Source organism: Streptomyces sp. NPDC012827 (genome assembly GCF_042900905.1).
GTDB lineage: Bacteria > Actinomycetota > Actinomycetes > Streptomycetales > Streptomycetaceae > Streptomyces > Streptomyces gulbargensis.
On sequence record NZ_JBIBBY010000004.1, the window covers coordinates 78,280 to 91,087 of the forward strand.

Genomic DNA, 12,808 nt, shown 5'->3' on the forward strand with positions numbered 1-12,808 from the left:
GGCCGGGCCCTCCTCAGCCGCCGCCGGAGCCCGAGCAGCCGAAACCGCCGGTGTCGACGGCCTTCTTGTCGAAGCTGCCCCCGCTCACGGTGCGGTCGCGGACGGAGCCGCCGTAGTAGTACTGGCCGCGGGCGGTGCTGCCGTCGCCGTCCTTGCCGCTCCGGCACTCGTACGAGGGCAGTTCCTCGCGCGTCAGCGGGTCCACGCACCGCCGGTCCGGTTCGGAACCGCACGCGGTGATCGTCGCCGCGAGCACACCCATCCCGCCGAGCACCACCGTGCTCGACCTCAGCCTCCGCATGTCCGTCGCCCTCCCCTTCGCGGTCGCGACCGTCGCGACCGCACAGTGTAGGCCGGTGCTTTCCGGCCGCACGCCACGGAGTCGCTCCGTCCCGAACGGCATGGTTCGGTCCGGGCGGGTGGGGTCGGGCGTTTGGCGTTCTACGCGGCTTCCACTTCTGCCATCAGAAGCCGCAGAGTGAGCGAGTGCTTGTCGGGCGGTAGGGCATCGAGTGCCGCGCGGGCATACGCGACACCGCCGGTCCGATCGCCCGACCGAGCGAGCATCAGCCTCCGGTGCATCTCCAGGTGCGTGGCGAACCGGGGCAGCGACTCGGGAAGCTCTCGGCGGGCCGCTTCTTGCGCTTCCACGGCTGTACCTTCGTCTCCCAGACGAGCCGCGAGAAGGGAGACGAAAACGTTCATGCGCCACCACGGAACGGCGTAGTCCGAAGTCTGCTCATGCGAACCCGCGGCGTCGAAGATGCGCCGTCCCTCATCCATGAGACGCCGGGCGGTCGCGTGGTCTCCGCGCAACACCGCCGCATGTGCCTTGCCCATCACAGCGTTCAAGAGCCCGAGCGACGGCTTGTCACTGATCGCCATGGCCTGATCGGCGAAGAGGTCCGCCACGCCAAGGGACGCCCCCTCGTACCCCAGTGCAATGGCGGCGCGGCCGCGTACCCACACGCGCGTCCGATCGTCACCGGATCGGTCAGCCGCTTCGGCCGCAAGCCTGTACCAGTTCACCGCCCGGCTTCCGTCCGCGCCCGGAAACGTCTTCGCATAGAGCGTCATCAACCGAGAGCCCACGGACCAGAGCTGCGGTCGTTCGAGCTGCTGTTGCACGACGACCAGTTCGCCCGACACTCGGCGCTGGATGTCAGCCGCACCCGTACTCATGTACTCGGTGCCGTAGGTCGCCAGCTTGCCCTCCCAGTCCTCGACTGTCGGCCCACCGCGCAATCGGGCACCGAAGCCGGCGGCCAACAAGTCTGACGCGACGATGGGGGCTATGGCCGTGGCGGCGACATCGGACAGAAACGTACGACGCTTCATTTCGCTCTCAAGGACAGCTAGGGGCACGTCAAGGACGGCGGACAGACACCGAAGGTAGAACTTGCCCGGCTCCACCTTCGAACGCTCCCAGCGGCTCACGTACTCCCGATCGATGTTCGTTCCGAACGTCTCGTTCAGCTCATCCGCGAGTCGTCCTTGCGACCACCCTCGGGCCTTCCGCAGATCTCTGATCAAGGCCCCAACGCTCATGGCCCCATCTTGCCCACAGTTCTGCCACCAGGGCGTCAAAGCTGGTCGGTTGGCGCGCACTTGCCCCTAGCCATGCCCCTACCTGTCCGGCATCCCTCCCAGGACGATGTGACTGTTGGTAATGAGCGCGATACGGAGAGGAGCGGTCGTGCCCGAACACCACGCTCGCCCGAGCCCGGGGCCGGCGACGGTCCCCGAACTCGGAACGTTCATGGCGCATGACACCCGTGCGGGGCCCCGGCTCGGCAGGGTGGCCGCATGGGACGGCGAGCTGGTCCACCTCGCGCCCCCCGGTGGTGGTACCACGTGGACGGCTGCGCCGGACGAGCTGCGCCGACCGACCGAGGAGGAGCACGCCCGTATCCGCGTCCTGACCACGCGGGTATCGGCGGCGAAACGGTGACCGGCTCGGCTCCGCTGCCCGTCCTGGTGGCGGGACGCGACTAAGAGAGACCGGCGTCCCGCCGGGTCTCCGAACTGAACACCCCGGGCGCACCGTGTCCGACCTACGCCGAGGCGTCCGGGGGCAGCACGCCCGCCCGGTGGTCCCTCCGTGGGGACGGAAGACCGCCGGGCGGGTTCCGCGGAAGTCCACGACCGACAAGAGGAGAACAGCATGGGATGGGGAACGGGCACGGGCGGCAGCGGGCAGCACTCCGGGGGCAAGGACCCGGGCACGTCCAAGCCGTCGTCCGACACTGCCAAGCCGAAGGACCCGCCGAAGCACAAGAAGGACTAGTGCCGTGACGACAACGGACCTCGCCGCGTCCGAGCGCATCGCCCTCCGCGATCTGCTCGGCGCGGTGAACGACGAGATGGGCTCGCCCATGGCGTCCGAATGGGAGCGCGCGGCATGGGCCGTGCCCCGCTCCGCGTTCGTCCCCGAGCGCATCTACCTGGGTGACGGGCTGGAGCCGTGCGACCGCGCCGGCGCCCCGGAAACGTGGCTGCGGGCGGTCTACGCGAACGACTCCGTGGTGACGCAGATCAACGACGGCGAGGACCCCGGGGGCGGGGAACGGTGGGCGTCTTCGTCCGCGAGCGCCCCGGGCATCGTGTTCCGGATGCTGCACATGCTCGACGTGCGCGACGGACACAGGGTCCTGGAGATCGGCACCGGAACCGGGTGGAACGCGGGTCTGCTGGCCCAGGTCGCCGGCCCGGGGAACGTGACGACCGTGGAAGTCGACCCCGCGCTGGCGTCCGAAGCGCGGGAACGGTTCCGTAAGAAGGACATGCCCACGGACGTGATCACCGGGGACGGTGCCGAGGGGTACGCGGAGCACGGGCCGTACGACCGGCTCGTGGCGACGTGCTCCGTTCGGTCCGTCCCGCGCCCGTGGGTCGACCAGGTGAAGCCCGGGGGTGTCATCCTCACACCGTGGGAGAGCCCGTGGGTCTGCTACGGACTGCTGCGCATGACCGTGGACGACAACGGAACCGCGTCGGGCCCGTTCTCGCCGCATTCCGCGTTCATGCTCATGCGGAACCAGCGCACAGACCTGCGGATCTTCCGGGACGTGGTGCGCGACGACCACCAGCCGGACGAGTCGAGCACCGCCCTTCCGCCGTGGCGGGTGGCCGGTGACGACCTGGCCGCGCAGTTCGCCATGGGGCTACAGCTCCGTGACGTGTGGTGGACGTGGCACGACAACCCCGGCGTGGAAGGGGTCGCGTCCCGGCTGTGGGTCGCGACCACGGACGCCACGTCGTGGGCCGCCGTGGACTGGGACGGGAAGTCGGACGACCGGTTCACGGTGTGGCAGCACGGACCACGCCGACTGTGGGACCAGGTGGAAGCGGCGCACGCATGGTGGCTGCCGCACGACCGTCCGGGCCCCGAGCGGTTCGGCCTGACCGTCACCGTCACGGGTGAGGTCCCGTGGCTGGACCACCCTGAGCAGCCCGTTCCCACGCGGTACTGATCGGTAGGACCGCCCCGCCCGTGCGCTGGCCCGTGGCGCAGGGGACGAGCCGCCCGTGATGCGCCGGACCCCGCCTCTCCGGCCGCCTCACCGTCACCCCCGGAAGCCCCGTTCGGTCACTCGCCGAGCGGGGCTCGTTCGTGTCGTGCCTCCGGCAGCGCCCGCATCAGCGCATCGAGCGCCCCCGACCACGCGCTGTCCGGCGGAGTGCCGTAACCGATCACCAGAGCGTCCCGGCGGGGGCCCCGGGCGTCCGGGTGGCGGAAGTGGCTGAGCCCCTGGACGGCCAGCCCCTGCCAGGCGGCGGCGCGCAGCACCTCCTGTTCGGTGCCCGGCGGCAGGGCGAGGACGGCGTGCAGGCCGGCCGCGATGCCCCCGACCCGGGTGTGCGGCGCGTGGGCCGCGACCGCCTCCACGAGCTGGTCCCGGCGCCGCCGGTAGCGCAGCCGCATGGCCCGCACGTGCCGGTCGTACGCCCCCGAGCGCAGGAACTCCGCGAAGGCGAGCTGGTCGGTCGCGCTGGACACCCAGTCCACCGCTCCCTTCTCGGCCACCACGGCGTCGAGGAGCCGCTCGGGCAGCACCATCCACGCCAGCCGCAGCCCCGGCGCCAGGGACTTGCTGGCGGTGCCCAGGTAGACGACCCGTTCGGGGTCGAGCTGCTGGAGGGCGCCCACGGGCTGGCGGTCGTAGCGGAACTCGCCGTCGTAGTCGTCCTCCAGGACGACGCCGCCCGTGGCGCGCGCCCAGTCGACGACGGCGGCCCGCCGGTCGGGCGGCAGCGCCCCGCCCAGCGGGAACTGGTGGGCGGCCGTCATCAGGACGGCGCCGGCCGCGCGGAAGGCCGGGTCGTCCGTCAGCGACTCCACGCGCGTGCCGCGCGCGTCGTGGGGCAGCGCTGGGGTCGCGAGGCCGGCGCGCGCGAGGAGGTCGGCGTGGAGCCCGAGCCCGTACGACTCCACCGCCGCCGCCCGTACGCCCCCGGCCCGCAGCACCTGGCCGATGAGGGTCAGCCCGTGGACGAACCCGGCGCAGATCACGATCCGTTCGGGGCGGGCGTGCACGCCCCGGGCGCGGGCGAGGTACTCGGCGAGGACGGTGCGCAGCTCGGCGCGCCCGCGCGGATCCCCGTACCCGAAGGCCTCGTTGGGGGCGGCGGTCAGGGCGCGCCGGTAGGCCTTGAGCCACTCGGAGCGGGGGAAGGAGGCGAGGTCGGGGGTGCCGGCCTTGAGGTTGTGCAGGGGCCGGTCGGGGCGGGCGGGGTGCCGCGCCGGCCGGGCGGCCGGGGCGGTGGAGGGCGGGGCCGGGGGGCGGGGCGCGGTGCGGGGGGCGACGCGGGTGCCGGAGCCCTGCCGGGCGGTGAGCCAGCCCTCGGCGACCAGTTCGGCGTACGCGTCGGCGACGGTGTTCCGGGCGATGCCGAGATCGGCGGCGAGGGACCGGGAGGACGGCAGCCGGGTGCCCGCCTCCAGGCGACCGCTGCGGACCGCCTCCCGCAGCGCGTCCATGAGGCCGGCCCGCAGCCGGGTGCCGCGCAGTTCGAGGTGGAGGTCGGCCCCGAAAGTGGCCCGGTCGTTCGCCATGGAAATGGACCATACCCCTGCGCCATCCCGCCCGTACGGTGAAGGGCATGACGACCACGACGGACACACGGCAGCGGCCCGGCGGCCCGACCACGGCGACCGGGCACGTCCACGAACACACGCCCCGGATGGCCTTCGCCGAGCTCGTCCCGGACTTCTACCGGGCGATGCTCCGCCTGGAGGCGGCGGCCGCGAAGGACCTCGACCCCACCCTCCACCACCTGGTCAAGATCCGGGCCTCGCAGATCAACCGCTGCGCCTTCTGCGTCGACATGCACAGCAAGGACGCGCTCGCGCAGGGCGAGACCGTCGAGCGGATCGTCCAGCTCTCCGCCTGGGAGGAGTCCCGGCACTTCTACACCGAGCGGGAACTCGCCGCCCTCGCCCTGACCGAGGCCGTCACCGTCCTCACCGAGGGGTTCGTGCCGGACGCGGTGTACGAGGAGGCGGCGCGGCACTTCGAGGAGACGGAGCTGGCGCGGCTCCTCGCCGGCATCATCGCCATCAACGCCTGGAACCGGATCGGCGTCACCACCCGCATGGTCGCCGGCCACTACACCCCGCGCGCCGCCTCATGACGCCGGCGACCGCCGCCGGGGCGGGAACCGGAGCCGGGGCCGGAGCGGCGGAGCGGGCGCGGCGCCTGCGGGACCTGCACCGGGGCCGGCGCGCGCACGACCCCCTCGTCCTGCCGGGCCCGTGGGACGCGGCGAGCGCCCGCGCCTTCGAGGCGGCGGGCTTCCCGGCCCTGGCCACGCCGAGCGCCGGGATCGCCGCCTCCCTCGGGTACGAGGACGGGGCGACGCCACCCGGTGAGATGTTCGCGGCCGTGGCCCGGATCGTCCGCTCCGTCTCCGTACCCGTCACGGCGGACCTGGAGGGCGGGTACGGCCTCCCGGCGGCCGAACTGGTCGAGCGGGTACGGGAGTCCGGTGCCGTCGGCGTCAACCTGGAGGACACCGACCGGGCGACCGGCGGCCTCAAGGACGCGGGGGCGCACGCGGAGTGGCTGGCACGGGTGCGGGACGCGGCGGGCCCGGACCTGTTCCTCAACGCGCGGGTCGACGCCTACCTCCGGGGAGGCCCGGACCCGGCCGGGGAAGCCCTCGTCCGTGCCCACCTCTACGCGGCGGCGGGCGCCGACGGCGTGTACCCCATCGGGGCCCCGCCCGCCGACCTGCCGGCCCTGCGCGGCACCGTCGGGAACCTGTCCCTCAACGCCCTGGCCGTCCCGGGCGGCCCGCCCTTCGCCGAACTCGGCCGCCTCGGCGCCGACCGCGTCACCTTCGGCGGCGCCCTGCTGCGCCGCGCGGTCGGCGGTCTCGCGGACCTGGCGGCGGAACTCCGGGCGGGGCACCTCACGGGCTGAGGAAGCCCCGGCGCCGGGTCAGGACGTGCCGGGCCGGAAGAACTCCAGGGCGACGCGCAGGTGCTCGCGCTGCCGGGGCCAGTCGGTGTCGGGTCCCGCGGCCAGGACCGCGTAGTGGGTGCCGTCCGGGGCCGTGAAGGCCCGGTCGACGACCTTGCGGCGGGTGCCGTCCTCGCGGTCGTAGGCGTACACCAGCTCGGCGGCGTCCGCCGGGGCGTCCGGTTCGCCGCCGACCCCGCGGAGCCCGATCTCCTCGTAGCCCGGCTTGTTGGCGCGGCCGTCGGCGGACACCCCGCTCAGGGCCTCGTACGGCGTCAGGCCGGGCTCCCGGATCACGAAGACCTGCAGGAGGCTGCGTCCGTCGGGGGCGTTGTAGAAGACGCCCTGATCGGACTCGGTGCGGTCCCAGCCCTCGGGGACCGCGATCGTGAAGCCGACGGTGTCGTCGACGGTCCGGTAGCCGGCCGGGGGCGCGGTCCCGGTCGGGGCCGTCGTCGGCGCGGGGGCCGAGGACGGCTCCAGGGGCGGGTCCGTGGACGGTTCCGGCTCGGCCGTCACCGGTGCGGAGACGGAGGCCGGCGGCTCGCCGGCCACGGGTTCCGCGCCGTCACCGCCGAGGAACAGCCGGCTCCCGACGACGCCCGCCACCAGGACCGCGGCGACGGCTCCGGCCACGGCCACCGCGCGCCGGGGCACCCGCCCGAGCAGCCGCGAGGCCGTCCACGCGGGCGCCGCGGCGTGCTCCCACCGCCCGCTCACCGGATCGAACACGGGCGAGCCCGGGGGCCCCTCCGGGGTGTCGGGCGGGGGTACGGGGCCGGCCACCGGTCCCGGGCCGGGCGGGGGCGGCGGCGGAAGCACGGGAAGGGGCGCGGGGTTCCACGCCGGTTCCGTGGACCGCCCCGGCGCGTCGCCGGGGTTCTCCCAGCGCTGTGTCTCGTCGTTCCAGCGGGCCGTCATGGCGGGCTCACCCGCCGAGCAGGGCGCCGACCGCCTGGCCGACGGCCACGCCGGAGGCGAGGATGCCGGTCACGGCCCCGGCGTCGGTCAGGGCGAGGCGGAGCCGGGCGAGCCGTGGCCGGCCGGCGGCGCCGGTGCCCTCGATCTCGTCCTCGGCGTCCGCCAGTTCGGCGTCGAGGGCGGTGGTCCCGTCGGTGGCGACGAGACGGCCGAGGTCGGCGCGGAGCGCGCGGATCGCCGTGAGCAGCTCCTCCTGGAGCGGGTCGCGGGGGGCGGCGGCCTCCGCTCCGTGCACGGTGTAGGAGACCTGGTTGTTGTCGCCGACGCTGACGTTGCCGTGGGCGTTGCTGATGTTGATGCCGCCGGCCGCGGGCCTGTCCTGGTCAGCCACGGTCGCCTCCGGTCCTCGTCGTGTGGGTGGTCGTGGTGGTGAAGGTCTTGTTGGTGACGGTGTTGCGGTCGCCGATGGTCACGTTCCCCCTCGTGTTCTCGATGAAGGTGCCGCCCTCCGCGACCTGGATGATCTTCTGCTCGAACTCGGCCGTCTCGTACCCCGCCTCGCGCAGTGCGGCGGTCACGCCGTTCGCCACCCGGTCCTGGATGCTCTTCAGGTAGCGGCTGACGTCCATCTCCTGGAAGAGGGAGGCCCGGTCGTCCGAGCCGAGCTCGCGCACCGAGGCGTACGGGCCCTCGGGCAGCGCCTGCGCGTGCCCGGCCGTGGCGACCCGCCACAGGTGTCCGAGCGCGCGGCCGAGGGTGACGAGCGCCTGCCCGGCCGAGCGCGGGGTCTGCCCGAGCGCCCAGACGGCCCTGCCGAATCGGTGGTTGTGCCGGTAACGGTGGGCGATCCGGTCGGCGTCCCGGTAGAGGGACTTCACCGGCCGCAGGACGTGCGGGGCGACCTCCAGCATCAGCATGCCGCCCTGGGTGTGGACGCGGACGAAGACGGTCGTGACGACCTCTTCGCCCCAGCCGCCGACGCGGACGCGCAGGAAGTGGCGGCGCGCCTCGCCGCCCTCCTCGACGGCGCCCGCGCGGTGCGCCTCGAAGGCGGCGGCGGTGTACGGGGCGGTGGCCCGGTCCGGCAGCCCGTCGGCGGGCAGGAAGACGACCTCGTCGATCTCCAGGTCGCGCAGCCGGTCCCGGGAGGCCGCCCGGGCCACCGGCGAGCCGTGCGGGGACGGTTCGCGCAGGGCGGCGACGTACGGGACGACGTGGCGCAGCACCGCGCTGTTGTCGAGTGGTTCGGGCGGCGTGTCGCCGAGGTCCTCGCGGGGGCGCAGTTCGATGGAGAGCGACCACGGCTCGTACGCCTGGCCGGCGCCGCGGAACGGCCACTCGGTGTCGTACAGGACGAGGGGGGCGTGCTGTTCGACGCGGATCCGGTCCCGCAGGCGGCGGAAGCGGGCTCCCTCGGCCTGCTCGGCCGGGTCGGAGCGCAGGTCGGCGAACCGGTCCCGGGAGAGCTCCTCGGTGAGCGCGCGGGCGAACTGGCCGCGCTGGGTGGCCACCGCCCAGGCGACGAGGAACGGCAGGGCGAGGGTGATCCACACCTCCAGCCTGCCGATGCTCCACAGCTCCGCGGGGGCCGCGCCGAAGGCGGCGCCGAGTCCGAGGCCGAGGGAGCCGAGGAATTCCCAGAGTTCCTCGGTCGCGTCGAAGAACTCGTAGCGGCCCTCGTCGCCGGTGAGGGCGAGGACGAGGAGGAGGACGGCGGACTGGGCGAGCGCCAGCCGCGCGTACCAGCGCAGGACGAGGGCGGGGAGGGCGCGGACGACGGGCGCCTGGGCGGCCCGGCCGCGGATCCAGCGGGCGAGGCCGAGGAGCAGGAGGGGCAGGACGAGGAGCAGCACCAGGCCCTTGGTGAGCGGGAAGGCGACGATCCAGAGGGCGAGGATGCCGGCGGCCCACGCGAGTTCGACGCGCCGGGCGCGCAGGGCGTGGGCGAGGACGCGGCTCGCGTCGTAGCCGAGGGAGGGCGCGGCGAAGCGCTCCTCGTGGACGTACAGCTGGTCGATGACGGCGTCCCGGAAGCCGTCGTCGAGGTAGGTGCCGGCGCAGAGCAGCCGGGTCGCCTCGCTGGTGGAGGGCGACCGCCGCGCGTCGGCGGCGGGCGGGGCGGTGCCGGGCCCGGGGGGCGGTGCGGGCGGTGGTGCGGAGGGCCCGGGCGGACCGGGCGGCTGATGGGGAACGGAGGCCTGCGTCAAGACTCCCCCGATGTCGTGAACGGTCTGGTTCCCGGCCGGTGTTGGCCGGACCGGAGGGGACAGCATAGGGGAGGCCGGTGCCCGGTGTCGGCCCGAAAAAAAGCACCCCCGGCCGGATGGCCGGGGGTGCCGGGAAGAGCGTGAGGGTCAGAGGAGACCCAGCTCGCGCACGGCGTCGCGCTCCTCGGCCAGCTCGGCGACGGAGGCGTCGATGCGCTCGCGGGAGAAGTCGTTGATCTCCAGGCCCTGGACGATCTCGTACCTGCCGTCCTTGCAGGTGACGGGGAAGGAGGAGATGAGGCCCTCGGGGACACCGTAGGAGCCGTCCGACGGGATGCCCATGGAGGTCCAGTCGCCCTCGGCGGTGCCGTTGACCCACGTGTGGACGTGGTCGATGGCGGCGTTGGCGGCGGAGGCGGCGGAGGACGCGCCCCGGGCCTCGATGATCGCGGCGCCGCGCTTGGCGACGGTCGGGATGAAGGTGTCGGCCACCCACGCCTGGTCGCCCACGACCTCGGCGGCGTTCTTGCCGGCGATCTCCGCGTGGAAGATGTCCGGGTACTGGGTGGCGGAGTGGTTGCCCCAGATGGTGAGGCGCTTGATGTCCTCGACGGAGGCGCCGGTCTTGGCGGCCAGCTGCGAGATCGCGCGGTTGTGGTCCAGGCGCGTCATGGCGGTGAAGCGCTCGGCCGGGACGTCCGGGGCGGCGGCCTGGGCGATCAGGGCGTTGGTGTTGGCCGGGTTGCCGACGACGAGGACCTTGATGTCGTCCGCGGCGTGGTCGTTGATGGCCTTGCCCTGCGGCTTGAAGATGCCGCCGTTGGCGGAGAGCAGGTCGCCGCGCTCCATGCCCTTGGTACGGGGGCGGGCGCCGACGAGCAGCGCGATGTTGGCGCCCTCGAAGCCCTGGTTCGGGTCGTCGAAGATGTCGATGCCCTTGAGCAGCGGGAACGCGCAGTCGTCGAGCTCCATGGCGGTGCCCTCGGCGGCCTTCACGCCCTGCGGGATCTCGAGGAGGCGCAGCTTGACCGGCACGTCCGCGCCGAGCAGGTGGCCGGAGGCGATGCGGAACAGCAGCGCGTAGCCGATCTGGCCGGCCGCGCCGGTCACGGTGACATTCACGGGAGTGCGGGTCATGGCGATCTCCGTAAGACAGCTGGCGGTGGGGGTCCCTGCCCCTGGTGTCGGACGGCTCTCTGATCGATCGGTGTCTCGATGTGAAGAGATATCCAGCGGTCAGGCTATCCGACCCGGGCCCTCCCGAACCCCCACCCCCTTGTGGTGCGGCTCACTGCCACCCTTCCGCGTGGTGTCGGCGCGTCAGGCCCCGGGCCGGGCCGGGCCGTCAGCCGGGGGTGCAGCCGGCACGCCCGTCGGCGAGCGCGGCGCAGGCGCGGGCCTCCCCGCCCGCGGCGACCGGAACCATCGGGGTGTAGGCGTCGGTGTCGGTGCCCGCCGGGAGCGTGGCGCGCCGGGTGACGCCGGCGGCCTCGACGGTGACGGTGTCCCCCGGCGCGGCGCCGCTGATGCGGGCCCAGGCGGCCCGGCAGGCGGGGCTGTGCCGGACCTCGACCTGAGCGCCGCCGACCGTGGTGCGCGCGACGGTGGTGGCGAGGGGGCCGCCGCAGCCCAGGGCCTCCGGGTCCTGCCCGGAGCAGCTCGGTCCCGCGCAGGTGGCTCCGGCGGGGAGCGGGGTGACGGCGGTGGGGGGCGGGGTGGTGGCGCGGGTGGGCGGCGCGGGGGCCGCCCGTCCGTCGTCGGTGCCCCCGCCGCCGAGGTCGACGAGGAGCAGCGCGGCGGTGACGACGAGTCCCGCGCCGACGATCGCGGCGGCGTGGAGGAGCACTGCGCGGGAGCGGGTGAGGGGGGTACGGGCGGGGGGCCGGTCCCGGGGCGGGGGCACGGCGCCGGTGACGGGGGTACGGGGCGGGCCGCCGGCCGGGCGGGCGGTGCCGCCGCCGCTGCCGGGGGCCGGGGCGAGCGGGAGGTCACCGTCGACGCGGCGGATCCGCAGGGTGCGGTCCTGGCCGTCCCCGCCGAGGTCGGCGCCGCCGTCGCCGTCACGGAAGGCCGGGGCTCCGTCAGGTGCCGCCGGGGCCGGGGGTCCCGGCGGGTACGCAACGGGGGCCGCCGCCGGGCGCGTACCCCCGTGGTCTCCCGCCGCCTGGCGCGTACCCCCGTCGTTCTCCGCGTGCGGGCCGGGGCCCGGGGCGGTGCCGGTTCCCGCGCGCCGCCAGGCGCGCTCGGCGTGTTCGGCGTCCGCCGCGAGGGAGCCCGCGTCCGCGCCGGTCACGTCGGCGAGGGCCAGGACGGCGCTCCGGGGCACCGGGCGGTCGGCGCGGAGGTACGCCTCCCAGGTGGCCCGGTCGTGGCCGGTCCGTTCGGCGACGGCGAGGACCCCGAGGCCGCTGCGGTCGATCAGCCGCCGCATCCGCTCCGTGAACGCGCGGATCTCCGGGGCCAGTTCCTCCGGAAGCGGCTTCCAGCCGGGCATGGGTGCTCCCCTCGTCGCCTGCCTCCCCGCAGGATGGCAGGTCCGGGGGCGCGGCGCGGCCGGTACGGAGGAGCCGCCCGGCGGTCCCGGCGGCTCGGAAAATAGCGGAATGGTCACTTCCGTGCCACAGCGCGCCGACGGAGCTTGAAGCCGCTTGGCGAGTACATGACCCTTGATCACAGCCGTGCCCGCCCTCCCACGGGGGAGAGGGCGGGCACGGTCCGCGTACGGCGCTCTACGTCACCGTCAGATGGAGGACGTCCTCCAGGAACGGGATCCGCAGCCAGGGCTCCGGCTGCACCATCAGCGCGAGCAGCACGATCAGGGTGCCGAGCACCCCGTACGTGAACATGTCGGTGAAGCGCGACCGGACGGCCAGCATCCCGACCGAGGGCAGCGCCCTGCGCAGCCCGGCGCCGGTGAGGAGCGCGCCTCCCACGAGGATCGCTCCCACCCGGAAGGAGTGCGGGAAGGGGTCGGTCCCCACCACGAGAAGCCCGAGCGCCGTCAGGCCGAGGACGGTGAGCAGCGGCCACTGCCGGGCCGGCGCCGGCGCGTCGCCCGAGGCCGCCCGTCCGCCGCCCTCCGGCCGCGAGGTGCCCTCGGTGACGACGGTCGGCTTCGGCCGCGTGAAGCCGCCCCGGGAGCCGCCGGTGGCGGCAGGACCGGAGGATCCCGCGGGGGCGGCGGGCGCCGGGGAGCCCTTCACCGGGTCCGCCGTT

The 12,808-nt window shown here is 74.5% G+C and carries 14 protein-coding genes; 5 read left to right on the top strand and 9 right to left on the bottom strand.

Annotated elements, in window-relative coordinates:
• Nucleotides 1-13: 13 nt before the first annotated feature.
• Together ACFY60_RS09735 and ACFY60_RS09740 are read right to left on the bottom strand one after the other, a co-directional pair.
• Nucleotides 14-301, bottom strand: coding sequence for a hypothetical protein (locus ACFY60_RS09735; RefSeq protein ID WP_388610910.1), 288 nt, complete (start codon nt 299-301; stop codon nt 14-16).
• Between the two features lie 140 nt (nt 302-441).
• Nucleotides 442-1,548 carry a helix-turn-helix domain-containing protein gene (locus ACFY60_RS09740; protein ID WP_388610908.1) on the bottom strand — a complete coding sequence of 369 codons (1,107 nt, stop codon included), beginning with the start codon at nt 1,546-1,548 and terminating at the stop codon, nt 442-444.
• Nucleotides 1,549-1,759: 211 nt separating this feature from the next.
• Here ACFY60_RS09740 and ACFY60_RS09745 point away from each other — a divergent pair, with 211 nt between their 5' ends.
• From ACFY60_RS09745 to ACFY60_RS09755, 3 genes are all read left to right on the top strand, one after another.
• Entirely contained in the window at nt 1,760-1,951 is a 192-nt protein-coding gene (locus tag ACFY60_RS09745; RefSeq protein WP_388610907.1) for a hypothetical protein, read from the top strand.
• A gap of 213 nt (nt 1,952-2,164) precedes the next feature.
• Nucleotides 2,165-2,287 (top strand): hypothetical protein, encoded by a 123-nt coding sequence (locus ACFY60_RS09750; protein ID WP_388610905.1) that lies wholly within the window; start codon nt 2,165-2,167, stop codon nt 2,285-2,287.
• A gap of 4 nt (nt 2,288-2,291) precedes the next feature.
• Complete coding sequence (locus ACFY60_RS09755; protein WP_388610903.1) at nt 2,292-3,473, top strand: methyltransferase domain-containing protein; 1,182 nt, start codon at nt 2,292-2,294, stop codon at nt 3,471-3,473.
• A gap of 116 nt (nt 3,474-3,589) precedes the next feature.
• Here ACFY60_RS09755 and ACFY60_RS09760 read toward each other — a convergent pair whose 3' ends face one another.
• Nucleotides 3,590-5,056 carry a PLP-dependent aminotransferase family protein gene (locus ACFY60_RS09760; protein WP_388610902.1) on the bottom strand — a complete coding sequence of 489 codons (1,467 nt, stop codon included), beginning with the start codon at nt 5,054-5,056 and terminating at the stop codon, nt 3,590-3,592.
• 47 nt (nt 5,057-5,103) lie between these two features.
• Between ACFY60_RS09760 and ACFY60_RS09765 the strand changes: the two genes are divergently transcribed.
• Together ACFY60_RS09765 and ACFY60_RS09770 are read left to right on the top strand one after the other, a co-directional pair.
• Nucleotides 5,104-5,634: a carboxymuconolactone decarboxylase family protein gene (locus ACFY60_RS09765; RefSeq protein WP_388610900.1), complete on the top strand. Its 531-nt coding sequence runs from the start codon at nt 5,104-5,106 to the stop codon at nt 5,632-5,634.
• Nucleotides 5,631-6,425, top strand: a complete 795-nt coding sequence (locus ACFY60_RS09770; protein ID WP_388610898.1) for an isocitrate lyase/phosphoenolpyruvate mutase family protein — start codon at nt 5,631-5,633, stop codon at nt 6,423-6,425. The genes ACFY60_RS09765 and ACFY60_RS09770 overlap by 4 nt, the downstream gene beginning before the upstream one ends.
• 18 nt (nt 6,426-6,443) lie before the next feature.
• Here ACFY60_RS09770 and ACFY60_RS09775 read toward each other — a convergent pair whose 3' ends face one another.
• The 6 genes from ACFY60_RS09775 to ACFY60_RS09800 all read right to left on the bottom strand — a co-directional run bounded on the left by ACFY60_RS09775 (nt 6,444) and on the right by ACFY60_RS09800 (nt 12,795).
• Complete coding sequence (locus ACFY60_RS09775; RefSeq protein WP_388610897.1) at nt 6,444-7,385, bottom strand: serine/arginine repetitive matrix protein 2; 942 nt, start codon at nt 7,383-7,385, stop codon at nt 6,444-6,446.
• 7 nt (nt 7,386-7,392) lie between these two features.
• Nucleotides 7,393-7,776, bottom strand: coding sequence for a hypothetical protein (locus ACFY60_RS09780; RefSeq protein ID WP_388610895.1), 384 nt, complete (start codon nt 7,774-7,776; stop codon nt 7,393-7,395).
• The gene (locus ACFY60_RS09785) at nt 7,769-9,592 is read right to left on the bottom strand and encodes a hypothetical protein (RefSeq protein WP_388610893.1); all 1,824 of its coding nucleotides are present in this window, start codon (nt 9,590-9,592) and stop codon (nt 7,769-7,771) included. Before ACFY60_RS09785 ends, ACFY60_RS09780 begins: the two co-directional genes overlap by 8 nt.
• A 147-nt stretch (nt 9,593-9,739) precedes the next feature.
• Nucleotides 9,740-10,729: a malate dehydrogenase gene (locus ACFY60_RS09790; RefSeq protein ID WP_388610892.1), complete on the bottom strand. Its 990-nt coding sequence runs from the start codon at nt 10,727-10,729 to the stop codon at nt 9,740-9,742.
• A 208-nt stretch (nt 10,730-10,937) separates the two neighbouring features.
• Nucleotides 10,938-12,086 carry a DUF2690 domain-containing protein gene (locus tag ACFY60_RS09795; RefSeq protein WP_388610890.1) on the bottom strand — a complete coding sequence of 383 codons (1,149 nt, stop codon included), beginning with the start codon at nt 12,084-12,086 and terminating at the stop codon, nt 10,938-10,940.
• A 235-nt stretch (nt 12,087-12,321) separates the two neighbouring features.
• The gene (locus ACFY60_RS09800) at nt 12,322-12,795 is read right to left on the bottom strand and encodes a DUF3017 domain-containing protein (RefSeq protein ID WP_388610889.1); all 474 of its coding nucleotides are present in this window, start codon (nt 12,793-12,795) and stop codon (nt 12,322-12,324) included.
• Nucleotides 12,796-12,808 lie beyond the last annotated feature (13 nt).

Coding starts and splice junctions, on each gene's coding strand:
- ACFY60_RS09735 (WP_388610910.1), bottom strand. CDS start 301: ATGCGGAGGCTGAGGTCGAGCACGGTGGTGCTCGGCGGGATGGGTGTG.
- ACFY60_RS09740 (WP_388610908.1), bottom strand. CDS start 1,548: ATGAGCGTTGGGGCCTTGATCAGAGATCTGCGGAAGGCCCGAGGGTGG.
- ACFY60_RS09745 (WP_388610907.1), top strand. CDS start 1,760: ATGGCGCATGACACCCGTGCGGGGCCCCGGCTCGGCAGGGTGGCCGCA.
- ACFY60_RS09750 (WP_388610905.1), top strand. CDS start 2,165: ATGGGATGGGGAACGGGCACGGGCGGCAGCGGGCAGCACTCCGGGGGC.
- ACFY60_RS09760 (WP_388610902.1), bottom strand. CDS start 5,056: ATGGCGAACGACCGGGCCACTTTCGGGGCCGACCTCCACCTCGAACTG.
- ACFY60_RS09765 (WP_388610900.1), top strand. CDS start 5,104: ATGACGACCACGACGGACACACGGCAGCGGCCCGGCGGCCCGACCACG.
- ACFY60_RS09770 (WP_388610898.1), top strand. CDS start 5,631: ATGACGCCGGCGACCGCCGCCGGGGCGGGAACCGGAGCCGGGGCCGGA.
- ACFY60_RS09775 (WP_388610897.1), bottom strand. CDS start 7,385: ATGACGGCCCGCTGGAACGACGAGACACAGCGCTGGGAGAACCCCGGC.
- ACFY60_RS09790 (WP_388610892.1), bottom strand. CDS start 10,729: ATGACCCGCACTCCCGTGAATGTCACCGTGACCGGCGCGGCCGGCCAG.
- ACFY60_RS09795 (WP_388610890.1), bottom strand. CDS start 12,086: ATGCCCGGCTGGAAGCCGCTTCCGGAGGAACTGGCCCCGGAGATCCGC.